This window comes from Aeromonas sp. EU05-FHT14A05, assembly GCF_058791175.1.
This window is the reverse complement of sequence record NZ_JBYTDH010000011.1, coordinates 103,026-120,247: the sequence shown is the minus strand read 5'-3', so window position 1 is coordinate 120,247 and position 17,222 is coordinate 103,026. Positions and strand designations below refer to the sequence as shown.

Sequence of the window (17,222 nt, the reverse complement as noted above, 5' to 3'; positions counted from 1 at the left end):
GGCGCTACAGGCGGGTGAATTGGGCAGAGGTTTCACTGGGTTGCTCTGCCATCATGGAGGATGATGCTAAGATGTCCGGATGGCTGTGTCAACGCATGTTTCTACGTCTAGACGTCTAAAAAATGGATAAGGATTCCCGCTCGCTGACTAAGGAAAGAGGGGGAAACCGACAGCCTCAATATTAGATTCTGACTTGAGATTGCCCTTCCGAATATAACCTGGATAATTCTCCTTAACTCGATGATTCCCCCGTTTTTTTCACGACCTCTCCCTGGGCGCTGGCGGCCAGTTGCCGGCATGACAGGGAGAAATCTCTTTGCCCCTTTCTCCTCGTTTTCTTCTTTTTCTTTCCCATCCCTTTGATGTAGAACAAAAAATGACCGCTTTTATCCGGGAAGGGCACGGCGTTTTTTTATACTGGCAGGAGGTGGACGGCAGGAGGAGGCAGAGATGCGATTTCAACAGATCAAGGACCTGATGCTTTACCTCGAACAACTGCATCAGCAGCAGGGGCGCAGTTACGGGCGCCTGATCCCCCAGGTGGATGGGGAGCGCAGCCGGATGTTGCTGGCCTATCTGCAAGGGCGGGAGGACGCGGCGGCGGCCCACCTGCACGACTATCGGGAGCAGATGGGGCGCGGGGTCAAGGAGACCTGGCTTGATCAGGGATTCGGTGTGGATCTGCTGGCCGATTGCCAGCGTCTGGCGCTGCCCGCCGGTGCCCAGCCCGAGGAGATAGTGGCCCTGGTGTCGCGGCAGGAGGAGAAACTCGTTGGCGAGCTGGGGCGCCTGGCCCGGGAGTGCCCCACGCCGGACACGGCCGCACTGCTGAGCTCCCTGGCGTCCATGGCGCAATCCCGGCTGACCCGGCTGGTGCACGGAGCCCATCGGCTCGACGATCTCTAGCGCGCCATGGCAGAGGCCCGGCTCGGGCCTCTTGCGGCGTTGTCGGGGAGGGTCAGCCCTCTTGCCGGGCCGCACCGTAGAGGGCGGCCCCTATGATGCCGGCCTGGTTGAGGTTGGCCGCCGCCACCAGGGGGGCCCGGGTCTCGATCCGGTCGATGAACTTGTCGAGCTTGGCGGCGCTGCCGCCTCCCAGGATGAAGAGATCGGGGGAGAAGAGGAACTCGAGGCGGGCCAGATACTTGTTGAAGCGTTTGCCCCAGCGGTTCCAGGAGAGATCCTCGCGCTTGCGCACCGCATCCGAGCAGTAGTGCTCCGCCACCATGCCTTCCAGGATGAGGTGGCCCAGCTCGGTGTTCGGCAGCAGCTGGCCGTTGACGAACACGGCGGTGCCGATGCCGGTGCCCACAGTGATGAGGATGATGACCCCCTTGCGATCCCGGCCCGTGCCGAAGCGCATCTCGGCCAGCCCGGCCGCGTCGGCGTCGTTGAGCACGTGGCAGGGCAGGCCGGTCACGTCGGCGAACAGGTGGGCGGCGTCGGTCTCGATCCAGCTCTTGTCGATGTTGGAGGCATTCTTGGCGATGCCGTTGTGGATGGTGGCGGGGAAGCCGCACCCCACGGGGCCCTTCCACTGGAAATGCTCGACCAGCGCCTTGAGGGTATGCGCCACGGCGGCCGGGGTGGCCGGTTGCGGCGTGGCGATGCGGTGGCGCTCGCCAATCAGTTCGCCAGTCTCGGTGTCCACCAGGCAGCCCTTGATCCCGGAGCCGCCAATATCTACTCCCAACATCTGCATCCGAATCTTCCTTTTATTGTGCCTATGGTCAATGGTCGGCAGAGCATGAAAAAAGTGCTGTCATCCGGCAAGGGCCAGATCGCTTATGCGTGATCCGGCAGGCCTTTTTCGATGCAGCGGATCAGCAAACGGGTCTTCTTGTTCTCCTTCTCCTGGCGCGCGGCCAGGGTCGCCAGCGCCCACTCGATGTGTTCGGCCACCATGGGCTCGGCGCCGGGAAGCGCCTGCTGCAGGGCCGCCATGGCATCGCTGCTGGCCGGGCCGTTGCCCAGCGCCACCGCTAGGTTGCGGCGCCAGCGCTGATAGCCGATGCGGCGAATGGGGCTGCCTTCGGTGTGCTTCAAAAATGCCGCCTCCGACCACTGCCACAGGTCGAGTAGGGGGGGGCGGTGCAGGTTGGGGCGCGGGCTGAAGTCGGGCTCTGGGCTCGCATCCGCATAGCGGTTCCAGGGGCAGATGAGCTGGCAGTCGTCACAGCCGTAGATGCGGTTGCCCATCAGCGGCCTGAACTCTTCCGGGATGGGGCCGTCATTCTCTATGGTGAGGTAGGAGATGCAGCGCCGCCCGTCCACCACGTAAGGGGCTATGATGGCGCCGGTCGGACAGATGTTGATGCAGGCCACGCACTTGCCGCACTGCTCTTTTTCCACCGGGGCATCGACGGGCAGCGGCAGGCTGACCAGCAGCTCCCCGAGAAAGAAGAAGGAGCCGGCCGACTCGTTGAGCAGCAGCGAGTGCTTGCCCACCCAGCCCAGCCCCGCCTTGGCCGCCAGGGGGCGCTCCAGTATGGGGGCCGAGTCGACGAAGGGGCGCCACTCCCCCGGGGTTTCCTGCGTGGATGGCAACAGCGCCTGGCAGCGCTGCTCGATGCGCTCCCCCAGCTGCTTGAGCCGGTTGCGCAGCACCTTGTGGTAGTCGCGCCCCAGGGCATAGCGGCTGATGTAGCCCAGGGTCGGATCGCGCAGAGTGGCGGCAAAGCCCGCCTCGAAGGGGAGATAGTTCATCCGCACCGACAGCACCCGCAGGGTGCCCGGCAGCAGCTCGTGGGGCCGGGCCCGCATCATGCCGTGGCGCGCCATGTAATCCATGGTGCCGTGATGGCCCGCATCCAGCCAGGCCTGCAACCTGGGCTCCTCGAGGGCGAGATCCGTGTCCGTGATGCCGGCCTGGTCAAATCCTAGCTCCCGTGCCCAGAGCTTGATATCGTGGGCCAGTTGCGCGAGTTCGGCGGCCGTCATTGTGCCTCACCTGCCTGCTGGCAGCGGCATGGCGCCCGTGGCACCGAGCGTGACGAGGGCCGTGCGCCGTCATGGCACGCCATATGCCAGGCCAGGCGCCAGGCCAGTGGATGATGAAGGTGGGGAGCCGTCATGGTAGAGGGTATCGAGGACGCTATCGGCAAAAAACAAGGCATCAGTCTAGCACAGCCCCTGTGGCGGGCCGAACAGATCCGCAAGATGGAGCAGCGCTGGGCCGAGCGTGAGGGGCAAGCCCTCTACGCCCTGATGGAGCGGGCCGGTGCCGCCCTGTGCAGCTATGCCCGCCATCACTGGCCCCAGAGTCACCACTGGTGGATCTTCGTCGGCCCGGGCAACAACGGGGGGGATGGCTATGTGCTGGCCCGCCTCGCCCGTCGACTCGGTCTCGAGCCTCTGGTGATCGCCGCCCGGGCGCCAGGCCTGCTCCGAGGGGATGCCAGGCGGGCCGCCGACGAGTGGCTGGCGGCAGGAGGAGAGGTGATGATGGCCGATGCGCTCGAGGGGGCGTCGCTCCCTGCGCCGGATCTGGTGATAGATGCACTGCTCGGCACCGGTGTCCAGCTCCCCCTCTCCTCGCCAATGACAAAGATCGTCGCAACAATCAATGGCTTGAATGCCCCCGTTCTGGCGGTGGACCTCCCCTCCGGGCTCAATGCCGACACCGGCCGCGCCATGGGGGCCCTGGTGCACGCCACCCGCACCCTCAGCTTCATCGGCATCAAGCAGGGTATGCTCACCGCCGACGGGGTGGACGGCGTCGGCCAGCTCGACTGGGATCCCCTCGGGGTGGTGCCCGAGGCCGGCCTGGTGCCCGCCGCCGAGCGCCTGGATTATCCCCGCCTAAAGAGTCTGCTCACCCCTCGTCCCCGCTCGGCTCACAAGGGCAAGCACGGCAGGGTGCTGCTGGTGGGGGGCAACCTGGGGATGCAGGGGGCCATACTGCTGGCGGGACAGGCCTGCCTGCGGGCGGGGGCGGGTCTGGTGCGACTGTGCCAGCACCCGGACTCTCCCCCCGCCAGCCTGGTGCAGCCTGAGCTGATGGGATGCCCGGCCGGGACGGACGAGGGGTGGGCCACGGTGCGCGTGCTGGGGCCCGGGCTCGGTCAGGATGAGTGGGGAAGGGCCCAGTTCGAACACCACCTCAGCGCCAGCGGGCCCCTGGTATTGGACGCCGATGGATTGAATTGGCTGGCGCAGGCACCCCGTCATCAGGATAATTGGGTGCTCACGCCCCACCCCGGGGAGGCGGCCCGCCTGCTGGGGTGCGCCGTCGCCGAGGTCGAGGCGGATCGTTTCGCCGCCGTATCGCGGCTGCAGCAGCGATACGGCGGCGTCGTGCTGCTCAAGGGGGCGGGCTCGCTTATCTGCGATGGCCAGTGCATCAGCCTCTGCGACGAAGGCAATCCCGGCATGGCCAGTGGCGGCATGGGGGATCTGTTATCTGGTATAATCGCCGCCCTCCTGGCCCAGGGCTGGTCTGCCGGCATGGCCGCGCGACTGGGGGCCGTGATCCACGCAGAGGCCGCCGACCTGGCCGCCGCCGAGGGTGAGCGGGGCATGTTGGCATCGGATCTGCTGCCCTGGATCCGCCGTCTGGTCAATCCGACACCGTAACAAGTAACAAGAAGAACATGGCAAAAACCTTGATGATGACACTGCCGGACGAGGCAGCAACTGTGGCACTGGGTGGCCGTCTGGCGCAGGCGTGCCAGCAGGCCACTACCGTATTTCTGCACGGCGCCCTCGGGGCCGGCAAGACCACCCTGACCCGCGGCTGGGTGCAAGGGCTTGGCCATCAAGGTAAGGTCAAGAGTCCGACCTATACCCTGGTGGAGCCCTATGAACTGGCCGACTGGCAGGTCTATCACTTCGATCTCTATCGACTGGCGGATCCGGAAGAGCTGGAATTCATGGGCATTCGGGACTATTTTGGCGCCGACACCCTCTGTCTGGTGGAGTGGCCGGAGAAAGGGGAGGGCTGGCTGCCGTCCCCCGATCTCGAGATTACCCTGACGTATGTGAACGAGCAGCGCGAGGCCCTGATTGCGGCCCGCACTGCTATTGGCGAAGCCATTCTGGAACGGTTGTCATCTCAGTGCGCTTGATCCTTGTTATTGCCCTCTCCCTGATGGCCTTACCCTCCTGGGCTAACCAGCTCAAGAGTGTGCGGGTCTGGCCATCGCCGGATAACACCCGGGTGGTGCTCGACATGAGCAGCGCCCCCAATTTCAACTACTTCACCCTGAGCGGCCCGAGTCGCCTGGTGATCGATCTCAAGGGGGCGAGCAACGCCGCCAACCTGGCTCGTATCGAGAACAAGAGCGAGCTGGTGCGCAAGATCCGCGAGAGCACGCCCCTTGAAAAGGGCAGCATGCGTCTGGTGCTGGATCTCAGCTCCTCCATCAAGCCGGTGGTGTTCCCGCTGGCACCGGCGGGCCCCTACGGCCATCGTCTGGTGATCGATCTGCCCTATGAAGAGAAAGGCGGCGCCACGGCGCAGCCCGCTCCCGTCGGCGGCCAGGGCAAGGCCATCGTCATCGCCATCGATCCGGGCCATGGGGGGGAAGATCCCGGCTCCATAGGCCCGCGCCGCACCTACGAGAAGCGGGTGACCCTGTCGGTGTCCCAGAAGCTGGCGGCACTGATCGACCGCGAGCCGGGCATGCGCGCCGTGATGACCCGTCGTGGTGACTACTTCGTCGACCTCAACAAGCGCTCGGAAATCGCTCGCAAGGCCAAGGCGGATCTGCTGGTGTCCGTGCATGCGGACAGCTTCCACAACTCCACCCCGCGCGGCGCTTCGGTCTGGGTGCTGTCGACCAATCGCGCCAACCGCGAGATGGGCAGCTGGCTGGAGAAGCAGGAGAAGCAGGGGGAACTGCTGGGCGGGGTAGGCAAGGTATTGGCCGAATCCGATCCCAACCCCTATCTGGCGCAGACCTTCCTCGATCTCTCCATGGACAAGTCCAGGGCCGAGGGTTATGAGGTGAGTCGCCAGATACTGCGCTCCATGGGACGGGTGGCCCGGCTGCACAAGAAAGCGCCGGAACACGCCAGTCTGGCGGTGCTGAAGGCGCCGGACATTCCCTCTGTATTGGTGGAAACCGGCTTCATCTCGAACCATGCGGAAGAGAAGCTGCTGGCCACCGCCAGCTACCAGGATCAACTGGCCCGCGCCATCTTCGAGGGGATCCGCAGCTACTATCGCAGCCACCCGACCAAGGGGCCCATGATGACGGGCAAGGGGCAGCAAGTGGCCAGCGCCAGTCAGCCAGCGGCGAAAAAGGCGGCGGTTGCCCCCGCGCCCCGGCAGCAGGTGACCAACCGCATGCCGGCGACAGTGCCGAGCCGCAGCAGCGATGGCGGCGCCCCGGTCAGCAGCGTCGGCAGCGCCTCCGGTGCCGGGGTGATAAAACCCTACAAGGTGGCGGCCAAGGAGCCGAGCGTGCCGGTCGCAAGCGTGCAGAGCAACGACAAGTCCAGGATGATCCGCCACGTGGTTACCCGCGGCCAGAGCCTCTCCCGTCTCGCCGAGAAGCACGGCGTGAGCCAGGCGCGGCTGGTGGAGATCAACAAGCTCAAGTCACGGGATATCCAGATAGGGCAGGTGCTCTATATCCCCCAAAACTGACGCGCGGGAGCTGGCGAGGCAGGGCCGAGGAGCGCCCGGATTGGCGCTCGAGCCAGGCCTTCGCCACGCTGGCCAACCGGATGGTTGCTGGCGAAGGTGTGGTGGCGCGGCCCGTCCCCGTGTTGAACGTGTCTTGACCCGCAAGGGAAACCATCAGGAGTAAGCCATGCCGATCCGTATATTGCCTCCCGTTCTGGCCAACCAGATTCCGGTTGGCGAAGAGGTGGTGGCGCTGCCCTTCTGGGTGGTTAAGGGGCTCATCATCCGCAAGATTGAAATTCAGGAGTAAGTGATGCCGATCCGTATATTGCCTCCCATTCTGGCCAACCAGATTGCTGCCGGCGAGGTGGTGGAGCGGCCCTCCTCTGTGGTGAAGGAGCTGGTGGAAAACAGCCTGGATGCAGGGGCCGACCGGGTCGAGATCGACATCGACAAGGGGGGCGCCAAGCTGATCCGCATCCGTGACAACGGCAGCGGCGTCGCCAGGGACGAGCTGGTGCTGGCGCTGTCGCGGCACGCCACCTCCAAGGTGGCGACCCTGGATGACCTGGAAGGGATCAACAGCCTCGGCTTTCGCGGCGAGGCGCTCGCCTCCATCAGCTCCGTCTCCCGTCTCACCTTCACCTCCCGCACCGCTGAGCAGTCCGAAGCCTGGCAGGCGCAGGCCGAAGGGCGCGAGATGAGTGTCACCGTCAAGCCGGCGGCTCACCCGGTGGGCACCACGGTAGAGGTGGTGGACCTCTTCTTCAACACCCCGGCGCGGCGCAAGTTCATGCGCAGCGAGAAGACAGAGTTTGCCCACATCGACGAGCTGGTGCGCCGCATCGCGCTCTCCCGTTTCGACATCACCCTGATCCTGCGCCACAACGGCAAGGTGGTGCGCCAGTACAAGGCCGCCAATACGGTGCCTGAGCAGGAGCGCCGCCTCGCCGCCGTCTGCGGCACCCCCTTCATGCACCACGCGCTGGCGGTGGAGAGCGAGCACAGCGACGTGCGCCTGTGGGGCTGGCTGGCGCTGCCCGCGGGAGCCAGACCGCAAAACGATCTGCAATACACCTATGTGAATGGCCGCATGATGCGCGACAAGCTCATCAACCACGCCATTCGCCAGGCCTATGACGAGCTGCTGCCCGCCGGCAGCTTCGCCGCCTATGTGCTCTACATAGAGCTGGATCCCCGTCAGGTGGATGTGAACGTCCATCCCGCCAAGCACGAGGTGCGTTTCCATCAGGCGCGGCTCATTCACGACTTCATCTTCCAGGCGCTCTTTACCGCCCTGCGCCGGGAAGGGGCGGGAGCCAGCGAGCAGGACGAGCCGCTCGCCGAGACCCTGGTCGAGCTGCCGACCAGCCCGCAGATAGAGTATCCAGGCCAGGCGCCGCGCCCCGAGTGGTATGGTGCCGAGCACAGCTATAGAGCCCCCGCCCAGACGCGGGATGGCGGCGCCGTGCGCGAAGGTGCAGGCCGCGCGGGCAACTATCAGCCCCCCGAGCTCCCCAGCCGGGAGGCGATGCGCGGCATGGGCGCCCTGCTCACCACCCTGCCGGTAGCGGGAGAGTCGCCCCAGACCGCCCCCGTCACCCTGGCCGGTCCGTCGCCCCAGGGGACTCGCGCCCTGACCCTGGTGGAGCAGGCCTATCTGCTGATCGAGCGGGAGGGACAACTGGCGCTGCTCTCCCTGGTGCGGGCCGAGCGGGTGCTGCTGCGCCACTGGCTGCTGGAGACCTGGGGGCAGGGGCTGGCAGCGCAGCCCCTGCTGCTGCCGGTCTCCTTCAAGCTGCCAAAGAACCTGATTGCGCTGGCGCAGGAGCAGGAACGTTTGCTCAAACGCATGGGGCTGGAGTTGAAAAGCGGGGGGCGCGACACCATGATCCTGACCAGGGTGCCCGCCTTGCTGCGCCAGACCGATCTGGTGCGTCTCTTACCCGAATTGCTGCAACTGGTCGAGAGCGGATCTGACAGTGATGCTGGCCAGCAGGCTGAAGTACTATGCCAGTGGCTGGTGGAGCAGGGGATAAGCGCCGAGAAAATATATGATTTTTCAACGGCCAGCCGGCTGCTGACGGAACTTGTGACCGATTTCAGTGACCAACTGGCAGACATTCGCATGGTGCGCCCTCTGTCGTTGGCGGCCGTGCTGGAGGGGTTTGCACAAGGCGATTGAGTCGCCGGGGCTGACCGCTTCAATCCATTGATAGTCAATTGCATGGTACGCCTCCCGACGAGGCGACCGTGCCAGAGGAACATGAAAGTGGCTGACTTGCCGACTGCAATTTTTCTGATGGGGCCGACGGCCTCCGGCAAGACGGATCTCGCCATCGCTCTGTGCCAGGCCCTGCCCTGCGACATCATCAGCGTGGACTCCGCGCTCATCTATCGCGGCATGGACATAGGCACCGCCAAGCCCACTGCCGCCGAGCTGGCCCAGGCCCCGCATCGCCTGATCGACATCCTGGATCCGGCCATGAGCTATTCGGCGGCGGATTTCTGTCGCGATGCCCTGCGGGAGATGAAAGAGATCGCCGACCGCGGCCGCATCCCGCTGCTGGTGGGGGGCACCATGCTCTACTTCAAGGCGCTGCTGGAGGGGCTCTCTCCGTTGCCCCCAGCCGATCCGGCCATTCGCGCCGAGATTGAGGCAGAGGCCGCCCGCCTCGGCTGGCAAGCCCTGCACGACGAGCTGGTGCGCATCGATCCTGTGGCCGGCGCCCGCATCCACCCCAACGACCCGCAGCGGCTCAGCCGGGCGCTCGAGGTCTATCGCATCAGCGGCAAGACGCTGACCGAACTGACCCAGGTGCAGGGGGAAGGCTTGCCCTACCGGGTGTACCAGTTTGCCATTGCGCCGAGCGATCGCGCCGTGCTGCATCAGCGCATCGAGCTGCGTTTTGACAAGATGCTGCAAGGGGAGTTCGAACAGGAGGTCAGGGCGCTCTATGAGCGGGGTGATCTTCACCCGGATCTGCCAGCTATCCGTTGCGTTGGCTACCGCCAAATGTGGGACTACCTGGCAGGGGAAGTGGGATATGATGAGATGCGTTATCGTGGCATCGTGGCCACCCGTCAGCTGGCCAAGCGTCAGATGACCTGGTTGCGTGGCTGGCCCGACCTGACCTGGTTGGAATCTGGTGAGTCTGGCAATGTGGCCAGGGTGATCGCCCGAGCTGGTGCGGCTTGACACTCCCTGTATAATCAGGTTGTTATATTGATATCCGGTGTTTAAAAACAACAAACTATAAGGAAAAGAAAGATGGCTAAGGGGCAATCTCTCCAAGACCCGTTTTTGAATGCGCTGCGCCGTGAGCGGATTCCTGTTTCTATCTATTTGGTGAACGGCATCAAACTGCAGGGTCAGATCGAATCGTTTGACCAGTTTGTCATTTTGCTGAAGAACACCGTGAGCCAGATGGTCTACAAGCACGCCATTTCCACCGTGGTGCCGGCCCGTGCCGTCAACCATCACCAGCACGCCCCGGGCGCCGCCGGTGAAGAGCAGGGTGAAGCCGAGGCGTGATATCCCGCGGCGAGCCCACTCGCCAACTCAGAATCATCATGATACCTGTCAAGGAGCAAGCGCTTGTTTGACCGTTACGAAGCTGGTGAACAGGCCGTTCTGGTACATGTCAACTTCAGCGATGAGGGTGAGCGGGAGGATCTGGACGAGCTCAAGATGCTGGTGAGCTCGGCCGGGGTCAATGCGCTGGGGGTGATCACCACCAGTCGCAGCGCGCCCAGTGCCAAGTATTTTGTCGGCAGCGGCAAGGCGGAAGAGATCGCGTCCCAGGTCCAGATGCTGGGTGCGGACGTGGTCATCTTCAACCATGCCCTGACCCCTGCCCAGGAACGCAACCTGGAGCGTCTGTTCCAGTGCCGTGTGGTGGACAGGACAGGCCTCATCCTCGATATCTTCGCCCAGCGCGCCCGTACCCACGAAGGCAAGTTGCAGGTCGAACTGGCCCAATTGCGCCATCTTTCTACTCGCCTGGTGCGAGGCTGGACCCACCTCGAACGTCAGAAGGGCGGGATAGGTCTGCGCGGCCCGGGTGAAACCCAGCTTGAAACCGACCGACGCCTGCTGCGAGAGCGCATCAAGGCGATTCTGCGCCGGCTCGACAAGGTGGCGAAGCAGCGGGAGCAGGGTCGTCGCGCCCGCAACCGCAACGAGGTGCCGACCGTGTCGCTGGTGGGCTACACCAACGCCGGAAAGTCCACTTTGTTCAACCAACTTACAGATGCCAGCGTGTATGCTGCCGACCAATTGTTCGCAACCCTGGATCCCACCCTGCGTAAATTGGTGATCCAGGATGTGGGTGATGTGATCCTGGCGGATACAGTTGGATTTATTCGGCACTTGCCCCATGATCTGGTCGCGGCCTTCAAGGCGACGCTGCAGGAGACCCGCGAAGCGGACCTGCTGCTGCACGTCGTGGACTGTGCCGATGAGCAGATGCAGGAGAATGTCGATTCGGTGCAGACCGTTTTGGCCGAGATCGAGGCGGACGACCGCCCCCAGCTGATGCTCTGCAACAAGATCGACAAGCTGGCCGATCGTCCGGCCGGTCTGGAGCGGGATGACGAAGGGCGCCCGCAGCGAGTCTGGCTGTCGGCCCAGACGGGTGAAGGCAGTGAATACCTGTTCCAGGCCCTGACCGAACTGCTGGCCGGATCCATGGTCCATCACACCCTGCAGTTGCCGCCCTCGGCCGCGAGATTGCGCAGTGCGCTCTATCGGCTGAAAGGCATCGAGCAGGAAGGTTTCAGCGAGGAGGGGGATTTTGTCCTGGAGGTACGCTTGCAGCTTGCCGACTGGAACCGCCTCATGAAACAAGAAGGTGAGAGTTTACAACGCTTTATCAGGCATTGATCCGGCGATGAAGACAGGCTTCGTCAACGGTTGATGGCCCGATAGAGATGATATCCATCCGCATGTATTAATGGAGACGCTGATGGCTTGGAATGAGCCTGGTAACAACGGCAAAGACCGTGACCCTTGGGGGAACAACGGCAAGAATCAGGGACCCCCTGATCTGGATGAAATGCTGCGCAAGGTGAGCCGTCGTTTCGGTGGCCTGTTCGGTGGTGGCAAATCGGGTGGTGATGTGGGCAAGTTTGGCCTCTCCATCGCCCTGGTGGTGGCCGTGGTGGTGTGGGTCGTCAGCGGCTTCTACACCATTCGCGAAGCCGAGCGGGGCGTGGTGCTGCGTTTTGGGGAGTACTCCCATAACGTGGATCCGGGCCTGCGTTGGAAGCCGACCTTCATCGATCGGGTGATCCCGGTGGATGTGGAATCGGTGCGCTCCCTGCCTGCCTCCGGCTTCATGCTGACCCAGGACGAGAACGTGGTCCGGGTCGAGATGGATGTGCAGTACCGCGTGGTCGATCCCGAGCAGTATCTGTTCAGCGTCACCAATGCCGACGAGAGTCTGAGCCAGGCCACCGACAGCGCCCTGCGCTACGTGGTGGGTCACACCAAGATGGATGATGTCCTGACCACGGGTCGGGAAAAAGTCCGTCAGGAGACCTGGCAGGTGATCGATGGCATCATTGAGCCCTACCAGATGGGTCTGCAGATCGTCGACGTCAACTTCCTGCCGGCGCGTCCGCCGGAAGAGGTGAAGGACGCCTTCGATGACGCCATCTCCGCCCAAGAAGATGAGCAGCGCTTCATCCGTGAAGCGGAAGCCTATGCCCGTGAAGTCGAGCCCAAGGCCCGTGGTCAGGTCAAGCGTCTGGAACAGGAAGCCGAAGGCTACAAGTCCCAGATCGTGCTGAAGGCCAAGGGTGAAGTCGCGCGCTTCAACGAGCTGCTGCCCCAGTACCAGTCCGCCCCCGAGTTGACTCGTGAGCGTATCTACCTGGAAACCATGGAAGAGCTCTATCAGCAAGCCAACAAGGTGCTGGTCGACATGCCTGCTGGCAACAACAGCATGATCTACCTGCCGCTCGACAAGCTGTCCGGCAAGGCGAATGCCGTGCAACCGGCGCGTCCGGCGGGCACACCTGCGGTGGAGCCGGCCCAGCCGTCCAACGAAGGGGCCAACTCCACTCCGACCCCGCTCCGTGGCGGTGATCGTTTCAGCACAGGGAGAAACTGATAGATGAAAAAGCTAGCTATTGGTGTCATCGCTGTGGCCGCCATGGTCTGCTTCTCTTCCGTCTTCATCGTCGATGAAGGACAGAAGGGAATCGTGGTGCAGTTTGGCAAGGTGAAGCGGGTTGACTCCGGCGAGCCGCGGCTCTATGAGCCGGGCCTGCACTTCAAGGTGCCGCTCATCGATCAGGTGCGCAAGATGGATGCCCGCATCCAGACCCTGGAAGGCCAGGCGGATCGCTTCGTCACCTCCGAGAAGAAAGACCTCATCATCGACTCCTACGTGAAGTGGAAGATCGAGGACTTCTCCAAGTACTACCTGGCGACCGGTGGTGGCAACAAGATCCAGGCCGAAGACCTGCTCAAGCGCAAGATCAACAACGGTCTGCGTTCCGAGATCGGTAACCGCACCATCAAGGACATCGTCTCCGGCGAGCGCAGTACCGTGATGGAAGACGCCCTGATGAAGATGGCGCGCTCCTCCGAGCTCGGCATCAAGGTGGTGGATGTGCGCATCAAGCAGATCAACCTGCCGGTGGAAGTCTCCAGCTCCATCTATCAGCGGATGCGTGCCGAGCGGACTGCAGTCGCCCGTGAGCACCGCTCCCAGGGCCGCGAGCAGGCCGAGATCCTGCGTGCCGACATCGACCGCAAGGTCACCGTCATGATCGCCGACGCCGAGAGTAATGCGCGTCAGCTGCGTGGTGAAGGGGATGCCGAAGCCGCCAAGATCTATGCCGACAGCTACAAGAAGGACCCCGAGTTCTTCAGCTTCGTGCGCAGCATGGAGGCCTATCGCAAGAGCTTCGCCGGCGGCAACGACCTCATGGTCCTCAAGCCTGACAGCGAGTTCTTCCGCTACCTCAAGTCGCCTCACGGTGACAAGCAGTAAGCAGGCATAGCGCCATAACCCAAAGGGCCTGATGATTCAGGCCCTTTTGCTTGATAAGACAAGGGCCCAGAGGGCAGGAGGAGTCATGCTGACAGCCATCTTGATGGGAGTGGGGCTGTTGCTGCTGTTCGAGGGGCTGGGCCCCTTGCTGGCGCCGAGGGCCTGGCAACAGATGCTGAGACTGATGAGCGATCAGCCGCCGGAGCAGCTGCGTCGCATCGGCGGCTGCCTGGTGGTGGCGGGTGCCGTCATTCTCTGGGCGCTGGCCCATTGAGCGCTCAAGAGAGTGCTGACGCCTGAGAGCAAGGCGCAGACCATAAAAAAGAGGCCTATGGCCTCTTTTTTCTTGGATGCAGACACGCAGGCTCAGGCGCTGCGCTGTACCGCCATCTGGGCCAGGGTCTCCAGCGCCTGCCTGTGCTGGGAGTCCGGCAGGATGGCGAGGGCGGCAATGGCCTTGTCGGCCTCTTCCCGGGCCCGCATGCGGGAGTACTCCAGGGCGCCGGTACGGTCGAGGATGGCCAGGATCCGGTCGAGGTGCTCCATGCCGTTGCGGTGCTCGATGGCATCGCGCACCAGCTGGCGCTCTTCCGGGCTACCCACGGCCATGGCGCGCAGCAGCGGCAGGGTGGGCTTGCCTTCGGCCAGGTCGTCGCCGACGTTCTTGCCCATCTCGTCGCTCTGGGAGCAGTAATCCATGACGTCGTCGATGATCTGGAAGGCGGTACCCAAATACTTGCCGTAGTCGGTCATGGCCTGCTCGACGGGCTCGGGCTGATGGGTCAGCACGGCGGCGAGGCGGGTGGCGGCTTCAAACAGCTTGGCGGTCTTGCAGTAGATGACCGTCATGTAGCTCTCTTCCGTGGTGTCCGGATCGTTGCAGTTCATCAACTGCAGCACTTCCCCCTCGGCGATGGTGTTGGTGGCATCCGACAGGATCTCCATCACCCGCAAGTTGGAGAGCTCGCTCATCATCTGGAAGGAGCGGCTGTAGAGGTAGTCACCGACCAGGACGCTGGCGGCGTTGCCGAACAGTGCATTGGCGGTCTCCCGGCCGCGGCGCAGGTCGGATTCATCGACCACGTCGTCGTGCAGCAGGGTAGAGGTATGGATGAATTCGATGATGGCGGCGAGCTTGAGATGGTCCTGACCTTGGTACCCCAGTGCGCGGGCGGCCATTACCGTCAGCATGGGGCGCATCCGTTTTCCGCCTGCACTGACAATGTAGAAACCCAGCTGGTTGATCAGGCTGACATCGGACTGGAGCCGGGCCAGGATCAGTTCATTGACCGCCGTCATGTCGGCGGCACAGAGCGCACGGATAGTCTGTTGGTCCATAAGTCTCGTAACGTGACGGCAGCAATTACTGCGTTTTTAGCAATGGCGGGGATTCTACACGATTTCACAATGGGTTACAGTTAAGCGTTTATTCACGGCGGCAGATATGCGCACAAAATAAACTTTTTGCTAAATTGGCCTTGCCTAGGCAAATCGTTCTGCGTAGAATGCCCGCCCATTGTTATAGGTTTTTGCGCGTGTCTGGCCTTGAGCAAAAGACACGCCTTTACGGAGTTAATCAAATGTACGCGGTATTCCAAAGCGGCGGAAAACAACACCGTGTGGCCGAAGGTCAAATCGTTCGTCTGGAAAAGCTGAACGTTGAGACTGGCGCTACCATCGACTTCAACGAAGTTCTGATGGTTGCTGCAGGCGACACTTTTAAAGTAGGTGCTCCTTTCGTTGAAGGTGGCAAGGTTGTAGCTGAAGTTGTGGCTCACGGCCGTGGCGAGAAAGTGACTATCGTCAAGTTCCGTCGTCGTAAGCACCATCGTAAGCAAGCGGGCCACCGTCAGTGGTTCACTGAAGTCAAAATCACTGGCATCAGCGCTTAATTAGAGGAGTCCGATAAATGGCACATAAAAAAGCTGGCGGTTCATCCCGCAACGGTCGCGATTCTGAAGCTAAACGCCTTGGCGTTAAGCGTTTCGGCGGCGAAACAGTTCTGGCAGGCAGCATCATCGTTCGTCAACGTGGCACCAAGTTCCACGCTGGCACCAACGTTGGCCTGGGCACCGATCACACCCTGTACGCGAAAGCGACTGGCAAGATCCTGTTCGAAGTTAAAGGTCCGCTGAATCGTAAGTACGTCAGCATCGTTGCTGAGTAATTACGGACCGCAAGGATCCGAAGCCCCGCCAACAGGCGGGGCTTTTGTTTTTCTGACGTCTTTCCTGATGTCGTTGACGAAAAAACGGAACGCAGCTGACTTTGGCTCTGACGGGCATGATTGGCAAGATGCGTATCGCCCGCAGGGGTCTGTACCACTATAATTGCGTATCGGTTTTTCGAATTAAGGTGACGGTTACCTATGAAGTTTGTTGATGAAGTCCAGATTCGAGTCGATGCCGGTGACGGTGGTAACGGTTGTGTGAGCTTTCGCCGTGAAAAGTACATCCCGAACGGTGGCCCGGACGGCGGTGACGGTGGTGACGGCGGTGATGTCTATCTGATCGCCGACGAGAACCTGAACACCCTGATCGACTACCGTTTCGAGCGTTTCCATGCCGCCGAGCGTGGCGAGAACGGCCAGAGCGCCAACTGTACCGGTCGTCGCGGCAAGGATCGTACCCTGCGCGTCCCGGTCGGCACCCGCGCCAGCGATGAGGATACCGGTGAACTGCTGGGGGATCTGACCACCCACGGCCAGAAGCTGCTGGTCGCCAAGGGCGGTTTCCACGGCCTTGGCAACACCCGCTTCAAGAGCTCGGTCAACCGCGCCCCCTATCAGAAGAGCAACGGCACCCCGGGTGAAGTGCGCACCCTGAAGCTGGAGCTGCTGCTGCTGGCTGACGTCGGCATGCTGGGTCTGCCCAACGCGGGCAAGTCCACCTTCATTCGCGCCGTCTCTGCCGCCCGCCCGAAAGTGGCCGACTACCCCTTCACTACCCTGGTGCCGAACCTGGGGGTGGTGCGTGGTGAGAACTCCCGCTCCTTCGTCATCGCCGATATTCCGGGTCTGATCGAGGGTGCCGCCGAAGGCGCCGGCCTCGGTATCCGCTTCCTCAAGCACCTGGAACGTTGCCGCGTGCTGATCCACCTGGTGGATATCTGCCCGGTTGACGGTTCAGATCCGGCCGAGAATGCCGTGACCATAGTCCGGGAGCTGGAGAAGTACAGCCCCGAGCTGGCAGGCAAACCGCGCTGGCTGGTATTCAACAAGATGGATCTGATCCTGGAAGAAGAAGCCCAGGAAGTGATGGACAGAGTCAAGGCAGCCCTGAACCACGAAGGCCCTGTCTATGCCATCACTGCCATCAGCAAGGAAGGCACCAAGAAGGTCTGCTACGACATCCTGGATCTGCTGGACACCATGCCCCGTCAGCTGGAAGCCGATGCCAAGGCCGCCATCGAGAAGGTCGAGTTCAAGTGGGACGACTACCACAAGAACCAGCTGGCCCAGGCCGAGGCGGAAGCCCTGGCAGCCTCCAAGGCCTTCGATGAGGCGCTGGACGATGACGACGACTGGGATGACGAAGATGACGACGGCGTCGAAGTGATCTACGTCCGCGACTGAGACTCTCTTTCGTGACAAGACCGGAGCCCCGACAGGCTCCGGTTTTTTTTATGGGAGGATCGACGGGATCACC

18 protein-coding genes are annotated in these 17,222 nt (G+C 62.6%); 15 read left to right on the top strand and 3 right to left on the bottom strand.

Annotation, left to right across the window (positions count from 1 at the left end):
• Positions 1 to 450 precede the first annotated feature (450 nt).
• Positions 451 to 906: a hypothetical protein gene (locus AC3WR3_RS15850; RefSeq protein WP_247627202.1), complete on the top strand. Its 456-nt coding sequence runs from the start codon at positions 451 to 453 to the stop codon at positions 904 to 906.
• 52 nt (positions 907 to 958) lie between these two features.
• On the opposite strand, the gene ppgK is transcribed toward AC3WR3_RS15850, so the two are convergent.
• Together ppgK and queG are read right to left on the bottom strand one after the other, a co-directional pair.
• Positions 959 to 1,702 (bottom strand): polyphosphate--glucose phosphotransferase, encoded by a 744-nt coding sequence (ppgK, locus tag AC3WR3_RS15845; RefSeq protein WP_139435042.1) that lies wholly within the window; start codon positions 1,700 to 1,702, stop codon positions 959 to 961.
• An 83-nt stretch (positions 1,703 to 1,785) separates the two neighbouring features.
• Positions 1,786 to 2,940, bottom strand: a complete 1,155-nt coding sequence (queG, locus tag AC3WR3_RS15840) for a tRNA epoxyqueuosine(34) reductase QueG (protein WP_247627200.1) — start codon at positions 2,938 to 2,940, stop codon at positions 1,786 to 1,788.
• A 132-nt stretch (positions 2,941 to 3,072) separates the two neighbouring features.
• Here queG and AC3WR3_RS15835 point away from each other — a divergent pair, with 132 nt between their 5' ends.
• The 11 genes from AC3WR3_RS15835 (at position 3,073) to AC3WR3_RS15785 (ending at position 13,849) form a co-directional block, all read left to right on the top strand.
• Positions 3,073 to 4,575, top strand: a complete 1,503-nt coding sequence (locus AC3WR3_RS15835; protein WP_202047102.1) for an NAD(P)H-hydrate dehydratase — start codon at positions 3,073 to 3,075, stop codon at positions 4,573 to 4,575.
• 17 nt (positions 4,576 to 4,592) lie between these two features.
• A complete protein-coding gene (gene tsaE, locus AC3WR3_RS15830; RefSeq protein ID WP_041206351.1) occupies positions 4,593 to 5,066 on the top strand; it encodes a tRNA (adenosine(37)-N6)-threonylcarbamoyltransferase complex ATPase subunit type 1 TsaE in 474 nt (157 codons plus the stop codon).
• Positions 5,057 to 6,592, top strand: coding sequence for an N-acetylmuramoyl-L-alanine amidase (locus AC3WR3_RS15825; RefSeq protein WP_319913039.1), 1,536 nt, complete (start codon positions 5,057 to 5,059; stop codon positions 6,590 to 6,592). The genes tsaE and AC3WR3_RS15825 overlap by 10 nt, the downstream gene beginning before the upstream one ends.
• A gap of 166 nt (positions 6,593 to 6,758) precedes the next feature.
• Positions 6,759 to 6,881, top strand: coding sequence for a hypothetical protein (locus AC3WR3_RS15820; protein WP_265436001.1), 123 nt, complete (start codon positions 6,759 to 6,761; stop codon positions 6,879 to 6,881).
• Positions 6,882 to 6,884: 3 nt separating this feature from the next.
• Positions 6,885 to 8,756, top strand: a complete 1,872-nt coding sequence (gene mutL, locus AC3WR3_RS15815) for a DNA mismatch repair endonuclease MutL (protein WP_492292278.1) — start codon at positions 6,885 to 6,887, stop codon at positions 8,754 to 8,756.
• An 81-nt stretch (positions 8,757 to 8,837) separates the two neighbouring features.
• Positions 8,838 to 9,770 (top strand): tRNA (adenosine(37)-N6)-dimethylallyltransferase MiaA, encoded by a 933-nt coding sequence (gene miaA, locus AC3WR3_RS15810; protein ID WP_492292277.1) that lies wholly within the window; start codon positions 8,838 to 8,840, stop codon positions 9,768 to 9,770.
• Positions 9,771 to 9,842: 72 nt separating this feature from the next.
• Complete coding sequence (hfq, locus tag AC3WR3_RS15805) at positions 9,843 to 10,106, top strand: RNA chaperone Hfq (protein ID WP_011704864.1); 264 nt, start codon at positions 9,843 to 9,845, stop codon at positions 10,104 to 10,106.
• Between the two features lie 63 nt (positions 10,107 to 10,169).
• Entirely contained in the window at positions 10,170 to 11,456 is a 1,287-nt protein-coding gene (hflX, locus tag AC3WR3_RS15800; protein WP_492292276.1) for a ribosome rescue GTPase HflX, read from the top strand.
• Between the two features lie 82 nt (positions 11,457 to 11,538).
• Positions 11,539 to 12,687 (top strand): FtsH protease activity modulator HflK, encoded by a 1,149-nt coding sequence (gene hflK / locus AC3WR3_RS15795; protein WP_025328125.1) that lies wholly within the window; start codon positions 11,539 to 11,541, stop codon positions 12,685 to 12,687.
• A gap of 3 nt (positions 12,688 to 12,690) precedes the next feature.
• A complete protein-coding gene (gene hflC, locus AC3WR3_RS15790; protein ID WP_043130464.1) occupies positions 12,691 to 13,575 on the top strand; it encodes a protease modulator HflC in 885 nt (294 codons plus the stop codon).
• An 85-nt stretch (positions 13,576 to 13,660) separates the two neighbouring features.
• Positions 13,661 to 13,849: a DUF2065 domain-containing protein gene (locus tag AC3WR3_RS15785; protein ID WP_025328123.1), complete on the top strand. Its 189-nt coding sequence runs from the start codon at positions 13,661 to 13,663 to the stop codon at positions 13,847 to 13,849.
• 92 nt (positions 13,850 to 13,941) lie between these two features.
• On the opposite strand, the gene ispB is transcribed toward AC3WR3_RS15785, so the two are convergent.
• Entirely contained in the window at positions 13,942 to 14,913 is a 972-nt protein-coding gene (gene ispB, locus AC3WR3_RS15780) for an octaprenyl diphosphate synthase (RefSeq protein ID WP_492292275.1), read from the bottom strand.
• 242 nt (positions 14,914 to 15,155) lie between these two features.
• Between ispB and rplU the strand changes: the two genes are divergently transcribed.
• From rplU to cgtA, 3 genes are all read left to right on the top strand, one after another.
• A complete protein-coding gene (gene rplU, locus AC3WR3_RS15775; protein WP_005304210.1) occupies positions 15,156 to 15,467 on the top strand; it encodes a 50S ribosomal protein L21 in 312 nt (103 codons plus the stop codon).
• A gap of 17 nt (positions 15,468 to 15,484) precedes the next feature.
• Positions 15,485 to 15,742 (top strand): 50S ribosomal protein L27, encoded by a 258-nt coding sequence (gene rpmA / locus AC3WR3_RS15770; protein ID WP_005311678.1) that lies wholly within the window; start codon positions 15,485 to 15,487, stop codon positions 15,740 to 15,742.
• A gap of 201 nt (positions 15,743 to 15,943) precedes the next feature.
• Complete coding sequence (cgtA, locus tag AC3WR3_RS15765) at positions 15,944 to 17,149, top strand: Obg family GTPase CgtA (protein WP_025328121.1); 1,206 nt, start codon at positions 15,944 to 15,946, stop codon at positions 17,147 to 17,149.
• The last annotated feature ends 73 nt before the right edge of the window (positions 17,150 to 17,222 follow it).